The 6,191-nt window shown below is 63.9% G+C and carries 7 protein-coding genes; 5 read left to right on the top strand and 2 right to left on the bottom strand.

The window, feature by feature from the left end; translation table 11 throughout:
• Positions 1–1,363: 1,363 nt before the first annotated feature.
• Complete coding sequence (locus AWB94_RS22535) at positions 1,364–1,942, top strand: TetR/AcrR family transcriptional regulator (RefSeq protein ID WP_062654734.1); 579 nt, start codon at positions 1,364–1,366, stop codon at positions 1,940–1,942.
• 115 nt (positions 1,943–2,057) lie between these two features.
• The gene (locus tag AWB94_RS22530; RefSeq protein ID WP_084394940.1) at positions 2,058–2,909 is read left to right on the top strand and encodes an MBL fold metallo-hydrolase; all 852 of its coding nucleotides are present in this window, start codon (positions 2,058–2,060) and stop codon (positions 2,907–2,909) included.
• Between the two features lie 41 nt (positions 2,910–2,950).
• Here AWB94_RS22530 and AWB94_RS22525 read toward each other — a convergent pair whose 3' ends face one another.
• Positions 2,951–3,535, bottom strand: a complete 585-nt coding sequence (locus tag AWB94_RS22525) for a TetR/AcrR family transcriptional regulator (protein WP_062654736.1) — start codon at positions 3,533–3,535, stop codon at positions 2,951–2,953.
• A 110-nt stretch (positions 3,536–3,645) separates the two neighbouring features.
• On the opposite strand from AWB94_RS22525, the gene AWB94_RS22520 reads away from it, so the two are divergent.
• A complete protein-coding gene (locus AWB94_RS22520; RefSeq protein ID WP_062654737.1) occupies positions 3,646–4,695 on the top strand; it encodes an aldo/keto reductase in 1,050 nt (349 codons plus the stop codon).
• 87 nt (positions 4,696–4,782) lie between these two features.
• Here the strand turns inward: AWB94_RS22520 and phoU are convergent, their stop codons facing one another.
• Entirely contained in the window at positions 4,783–5,430 is a 648-nt protein-coding gene (gene phoU / locus AWB94_RS22515) for a phosphate signaling complex protein PhoU (RefSeq protein WP_062654738.1), read from the bottom strand.
• 154 nt (positions 5,431–5,584) lie between these two features.
• Here phoU and AWB94_RS22510 point away from each other — a divergent pair, with 154 nt between their 5' ends.
• Both AWB94_RS22510 and AWB94_RS22505 read left to right on the top strand, forming a co-directional pair.
• Positions 5,585–5,893, top strand: coding sequence for a DUF3349 domain-containing protein (locus AWB94_RS22510; protein WP_062654739.1), 309 nt, complete (start codon positions 5,585–5,587; stop codon positions 5,891–5,893).
• A gap of 10 nt (positions 5,894–5,903) precedes the next feature.
• Positions 5,904–6,164, top strand: a complete 261-nt coding sequence (locus AWB94_RS22505; RefSeq protein ID WP_131805184.1) for a hypothetical protein — start codon at positions 5,904–5,906, stop codon at positions 6,162–6,164.
• Positions 6,165–6,191: the final 27 nt, after the last annotated feature.

Below are 6,191 nucleotides of genomic sequence, written 5' to 3'. Positions count from 1 at the left end.
ACACACCCAGCCAACCAGACACCCCAATCACAGGCCGACAGCAGCTGACCGTTCTACACCCTCAATCATGAAGAGCCTGATTGAGCACGACAGTTACAGCAGCCACGGTAACGGATACCGTTGTAGATCGAATCAGAGCGATGCGAGCATGTTGTTTTGTGTGATTGTTGATCTTGCTCAGTTTCGCATCTAGTCCCTTTGGCGGAATACTGTTACTCTTCGAGAGCGCAATCGAACCTAATATCCAACCCAAGATAATAATAACTAACCTGCCGAGCTCCAATAGGAAAGTGTCCCCGCTGTATGCATATCTTTCCGAAACTCATACTCAATTCTTTCGTGCTTATTTTCATTTAGTTTAACGTTAAAGTCGACTACTATCACCCATATTCATGTCGTGGACGCAGGGTAATCCCGTGTCGGTGAAGCACCCTGGCGATGGTCGTGGGGCCAGGCCTCCGAAGCGAGCCGCGATCCACGCGGGTGAACGACCGGCAAGTTAGTAGAAGTCGACAACCTCCCTACTTTGTTGCTCGCTGAGTCCTGCCCGGCGGAGCACCGGCTATTCGATGAGCGCATCGGGGATCGAAGTTGGCCGCATATCGCGCTCGGAGAACTAAAGCCAGTACGACTTCGCATCCTCAGTTGCATAATCAGTTCCTGCCAGTCCGCATTGGCCGGATGCGTCTGCCAGAAGCGGCGTAGTAACTCGACAGAAGTCGTCACTTCCCGTAGCAGCGAAGCTTGGTGACGCACGAAGGTCGCGTTAGTTACGTTCTCCCTCAACGCGTGTGCCGGCCTCTGAAACTCGGGCAACCACGCATTTCGAGCGGCGGCCGGCGAGTCCATCTGACGACGGTCGGTACTGCGTCGTCGAGGCGGTATTCGCACCGTCGTTGCCGGACCCCGCTGGATATTCGATCAAGTTCGCCGGCTCGCGCGATCGGGCTCGGATTCTTGGCCGGCCAGGTGGCGCGCCCTATGGGCAACCCGACCCACCTCCGGGCTTCGGCTACTACAACCTGGGGTCGCAGTCCTGTCCGAGCCTTCTCGACCCGCCGGACAAGAACTGCCCTGTGCCGGGCTGATGGGTCTGCTGCTTGATCAGACCAAGTTGTGCGCGGCAGAACCTATGGAGAATTTCGCAGCCTCATGGCGCGCAGACGGCCGAAGAGATTCTTGACCAATGGGTCAAGAATATTCGCTAGAATAGCTTCGGTGGCGGGTAGGGGCGCCGTCGCCTTCGGGTTGGCGTGCATGCGTTTTGGTCGACATCAGGTGTGAAGGACCGACCGGCATGACGTGACGGGAGCGTCGCACCGTACGGCAGCCACCCCGAATTTGCTTGACCTAGGAGGAACGCGTGGGACGGCCGAAGGAATTCGACCCAGACGTCGCGGTCGAGTTGGCGATGGAACTTTTCTGGGGTCGGGGTTACGGCGCCACGACGCCGCAACAATTGGCCGAGCATCTGCAGATCGGCAAGGGCAGCATGTACGGCACCTTCGGCGGTAAGCGCCAACTCTACGACCTCGCGCTTCGACGCTACCTGGACCAGCGGGTCCAATCCGTCGGTGAAATCCTGGAGGGCCCCGGCCCGGCCAAAGACGTTCTGCGCCAAGCGCTGCGGTACATGGTCAAGACCGACCTCGAAAGGCCGGACCGTCGCGGCTGCTTCGCCACCAACAGCGCGGTCGAATTCGGGCGAACCGACGCGGAGATCGCCGATCTGGTACTCGACATGTTCAGGCGAACCGAAGGTGCCTTCCGTGCGCTGATCGAGCGGGGACAACGCGACGGTGATATCCGGGCCGATCTCCATCCGGCGAACACGGCGAGCATGCTCCTGAGCACCGTAACGGGTTTGCATGCACTGGCGCGTGTGGAGCCAGGGCGAGCGCGACTCGCTCGGGTCGTGGACGCGACCGTCGACCTTCTCTGACCCCAGCGCGACCACGTCCGAGCCGATCGCATTTCTTGACTTGTAGGTCAAGAACCATCATCATATTCTTGACCTACAAGTCGTAAATTGGCACGTCTATCGTCAGGAAGCATCAATGAGCGACGAACTGAGCTTGAAAACCTTTACTGCTCAACAGCGTCCGCTCGACCCCGGCTTGCCCGTCGACGCCCCGGAAGGAGGATGGACGTTTCCGCCTACATCGGTGACGTTGATCGTCGGTGAGCGAGAGGCGATATTGATCGACACGGTCCCCACTCTCGTGGATGCGCAGGCGTTGGCCGACTGGGTGGAGTCCATCGGAAAGACACTCACCACCGTGTTCATCACGCACTGTCACTTCGACCACTACCTCGGCGTGGCGCCCCTTCTCGAGCGATTTCCGGCCGCGCGGGTGGTGGCCACCGAGGCAACCGTTCGCCACATCGAGAACGAGAGGAACTCCGGCGCCGAATTGTCGCTCTACGCCGCGATGTTCCTCGACGAACTCCCGTCGACCATCGTCGTTCCGGAAATTCTCCGCGGCGGCAAGCTCGATATCGAGGGCCACGACGTGATTGTCGTCGCGACCGGCCAATCCGATCATGTCGACTCGTCCTACGTATACCTGCCCGAGCTCAAGGCCGTCATCGTCGGCGACATCGCGTACAACGGCGTGCACTGCGCTCTGGTGAACACCGACCACGAGAAAAGGCAGGGGTGGATATCCACGCTCAGAGAAGTCCAAGCCCTTCACCCGGAGGTCGTCATCGCCGCACACCGGCACCCGGATGCACCAGAGGACGCCCGCGCCTTGGCCGACACCATCGGATACATCGAGCAAGCCGATCGCCTACTCAATGAGAACCCGAGCGCCGTCGATTTCGTCGAGCAGATGCTGACGTCCCATCCGACGCGGCTCAACGCCTCCACCGTGCTGTTCAGTGCGATAAGTCTCGGCCTGACATGAGGTTTGGCCCCGGCCGACCGGCTGATGCCGAGCGGGTGCGGTCAGATCGACTGGGGGGCGTGCTTCAGGCCGGAGAACACCGCGGCGATCAGTCGCCGACCCTGGGCCACCCCGTCCTCGTTGTTCGCGACGCGCCACAGAAAGCTCATCAACATGATGATGTCGGCGGGATCATGCCCCGGCGCGATCGTGCCCTCCGCTACGCATGCGTCGACCAGCTTGGCCACCGCGGCGCTGGTCGGCGCCCATGAGGCGCTGATCACGTCCTGGGCCGCGGCGCTGTGTAAGGCGTCACCGAGACCGTGCTTGATTCGGATGTAGGCCGCCAGCATCTCGAACCACTCGACGAAGGCGGCCTGTGCCGACGTGTGCCGGGCCAGCACTTCGTCGACGGTGACGGTGAGGCGTTCGATGTCGTGCTGGTACGCCGCCAGGATCAGGTCCTCGCGGGTGGGGAAGTGCCGGTAGAGCGTGCCGGCGCCGACGCCCGCCCGTTTGGCGACCTCGCTCAGCGGCACGAGTGGGTTGTCGGCGAACAGGTCGTGAGCGGCCTCGATGATCGCGATTCGGTTGCGCGCGGCAGCCCGGCGCTGCGTGCTGTAGGTGCTCGGCGTCCCCTCGCTCATCGCTCGATGATGCCCCACCTTTGACATGCGGACAATCCTCCGCTAGCTTCGACTGCACTTGCGGAGAATCGTCCGCAAGTTCTCTCTCCCACCACCACGCAGGAGTCTCGATGCGCTACGTGAAGCTCGGCGCCACCGGTCTGGATGTCTCGCCCATCGCCATCGGCGCCATGACCTACGGCGAGCCCGACCGCGGCCACCCGGTCTGGTCTCTCGCCGAGCAGGACGCGCGACCGCTGATCAAGCACGCCCTCGACGCCGGCATCAACTTCTTCGACACCGCCAACATGTACTCGAATGGCTCCAGCGAAGAAATCCTCGGCCGCGCGCTGAAGGACTTCGCCGACCGCGACGCCGTGGTGATCGCCACCAAGCTGCGGCACCCGATGCGGCCCGGTCCCAACGGCCGGGGCCTGTCCCGCAAGGCCATCATGGCCGAGGTCGAGCATTCGCTGCGCCGGCTGGGCACCGACTACATCGACCTGTACCAGGTACACCGCAACGACCACGCCACGCCGCTGGAGGAGACGCTCGAAGCCCTCAGCGACCTGGTCAAGGTGGGCAAGGTCCGCTACCTGGGCGCCTCCTCGATGCCGGCGTGGGAGTTCGCCAAAGCCCTGCACCTGCAACGCCAGCACGGCTGGGCCCGGTTCGTGTCCATGCAGAACCACTACAACCTGCTGCATCGCGAGGAGGAGCGCGAGATGATCCCGCTGTGTCTGGACGAAGGCGTCGGCACCATCATCTGGAGCCCGCTGGCGCGCGGCCGGCTGGCCCGCCCCTGGGACGACGCGAAGTCCACCGTCCGCGCCGCGACCGACGGCGCCTACGCCGACCAGCTCTACGCACCCAGCGAGGCGGAGTCCAACCGTGCCATCGTGGATGCGGTCGGACGGGTGGCAGACGCCCACGGTGTGAGCCGGGCCCAGATCGCACTGGCCTGGCTGCGTCGCCAGCCGGTGGTCGTCGCGCCACTGGTCGGTGCGGGTTCGGTACAGCAGATCGACGACGCCGTGGCGTCGCTGGACGTGGAACTCGGCGATGACGAGGTGCGCGAGCTGATCAACCCCTACACGCCGCGCTACGACTGGCAGGGCATCTCCGACGAGGCCGACCTGGACGCGATCCGCGCCCGAGTGCCGGGAATGGCGCTGAAGTGAACCCTGTCGTCCCCACTGGACCTTCTCTATCCACGTGCGAGCTACCGGTGCGGCCGGATCGGGCCCACCAGGATTCCGGGGGCCGGATCAGGCCTCCGGGGTCTCCCCGGTGACCTGGAAGATGACCCGCCGCCCGATCTCCACGGCGTGGTCGGCGAAGCGTTCGTAGAACCGGCCCAGCAGGGTGATGTCCACCGCGCTGGCGACACCGTGCCTCCACTCCCGATCCATCAGCACCGTGAACAGATGCTTGTGCAGCTGATCCATCGCCTCGTCGTCGCGGCTGATCTGGGCCGCCTTCTCCGGATCGCGGGACAGCACCACCTCTTGCGCGCACGCGCTGAGTTCGACTGCGATGCGGCCCATTTCGGCGAAGTACCCGCTCACCTCCTCGGGTACGGCGTGCTCCGGGTGGCGGCGGCGCGCGATCTTGGCCACGTGCAGTGCCAGGCCGCCCATCCGTTCGGAGTCGGCGACGCTCTGCATCGACCCGACGACCAGTCGCAGATCGCTGGCCACGGGCGCCTGCAGCGCGAGCAGGATGAAGGCCGCTTCCTCTGCCTGTGTGCGTAGCGCTGCCAGGTGGTCGTGGTCGCTGATCACCTGCTCGGCGGTGACCAGGTCGGCCTGCAGGAGGGCTTGCGTGGCCCGCTCCATGGCCACACCGGCCAGTCCGCACATGTCGCTGAGCGTCTGGGTCAGCCCGTCGAGCTGGTCCTGGAATCCGGTGCGCATCGTCACACAGTAGATGCTGGTCGTGCCGGAAGTCGCAGGTGGTGAATACCTCGTGAATGTGATCTGGCCGGACGGTGAAACGCCTTGCTCCGCGGCTGTCATACCGACTACCAAGGAATGAACGCTGACGTAGCCGGGGGGCTGAGGGGGGACTGTGGCGCTGTCGGATGTGCTTGCTCGGATATTGGCCTTCCTGCGGGCCGGTTATCCCGACGGCGTCCCGGCCGACGACTACATCCCGCTGGTCGCGGTGTTGCGGCGGCGGCTCACCGAGGACGAAGTGCTGTTGCTGACAACTCAATTGATGGCCGCGGGAACCAGGCCGGCGCAGGGCACCGACGTGCGGGTGGCCATCACCAGGCTGACCGACGAACTGCCCTCGCCCGAGGACGTGCAGCGCGTCGAGCGTCGGCTGCTCGCGGCCGGCTGGCCGATCGACGATCCGCTGACCTTTCCGAAATAGGGGTATGGACGTGACGCTCGACGATGCGGTGGTTCGTCGGCTGACCCAGCCGTCCGAGCGGGCCCAGGCCGAACTGTTCGCCGAGGTGCTCAGGGACGAAATCGCCACGATGACGGCGAAAATCAGCAAGGCCGAGTCGGATTGGCGTCGTCGTTGCCAGGTCAAGGGCTATGTCGAACCACCGGGTCGGATCGCGGTGGTGCTCGAACGCATCGAGGAGGCGACGCGCATGCTCGACGCCATCGATGAACGCTTCCTGCGGACCCGGTGATCGGTACGGGAATACATGCCGCCCGCG

It is taken from the genome of Mycolicibacterium canariasense, from assembly GCF_002101555.1.
In the GTDB taxonomy this organism is placed as follows: Bacteria; Actinomycetota; Actinomycetes; order Mycobacteriales; family Mycobacteriaceae; genus Mycobacterium; species Mycobacterium canariasense.
Note: the sequence above shows the minus strand (reverse complement) of the source record. Positions and strands in the feature narration are given on the sequence as shown.

Excerpts from the sequence above, each read along its gene's own strand:
- phoU (WP_062654738.1), bottom strand. The coding sequence starts at position 5,430 with ATGCGCACCGGATTCCAGGACCAGCTCGACGGGCTGACCCAGACGCTC.
- AWB94_RS22520 (WP_062654737.1), top strand. The coding sequence starts at position 3,646 with ATGCGCTACGTGAAGCTCGGCGCCACCGGTCTGGATGTCTCGCCCATC.
- AWB94_RS22530 (WP_084394940.1), top strand. The coding sequence starts at position 2,058 with ATGAGCGACGAACTGAGCTTGAAAACCTTTACTGCTCAACAGCGTCCG.
- AWB94_RS22525 (WP_062654736.1), bottom strand. The coding sequence starts at position 3,535 with ATGAGCGAGGGGACGCCGAGCACCTACAGCACGCAGCGCCGGGCTGCC.